Source organism: Staphylococcus sp. EG-SA-2, assembly GCF_017152085.1.
In genome coordinates, this window is sequence record NZ_JACYHC010001137.1 from 1 (window position 1) to 684 (window position 684).

Consider the following 684-nt stretch of genomic DNA (forward strand, 5'->3'; position numbering starts at 1 on the left):
ACATGTATCATCAGAATACAAAATATTGCTTGTTAATTTATTAAATAGCAATGCCGTGAAATAGACCGGACGTTTTCCATTATATTGATGAAACAGTTCAATAGAATTCATATAATCCCGTTCATTTCTACAATGACTGACGTGCAAATCATAATTCAACCAATACCCGATACCCTCTACTTTAGTACTTAATTTTAATAATTGCTCAATGATGATACCACCTCTAAAATATTCGCCGTTTGTAATAAATGTATCACCCGTCAATGTATTCCAATTGAGTAAAATGAGTGGACGCTTTAGGTTATGGCGATGCATTAAGTCGATAAGGTAATTCGTTTTATTAATAATCATTTGACTCGCGGTTTTAAATTCATCATCATTCATTTTATTAAAATCAACAGCATCATTTGAATTGGCATCAAATACAAAATGGTTGATGTGTGGCTCAAGTCGTTTCAACAATGGTAGATGTCTTTCCGTAGCTTGATCTAAGTGAATGTACAAGCCACCATTAGGGAATAATGCTTTAAAATAATCAATCATTTCAATTAAAGACGTGTGCAATGTCGTCACATACAAGTTGAACTTCAAATCTTTTCTATGACTGACATGCAGGGCAACGTGATGGATAAATACTTTGAATGCATCGATATAATCTCGTGAGTCATACTGATTCAAATGCAT

Annotated in this window: 1 protein-coding gene; it reads right to left on the minus strand. The window is 33.2% G+C overall.

Annotation, left to right across the window (positions count from 1 at the left end; all coding sequences use genetic code 11):
• The coding region (locus tag IDG60_RS28010; RefSeq protein WP_481906110.1) for a VOC family protein at positions 1 to 684 on the minus strand (684 nt) is incomplete at both ends.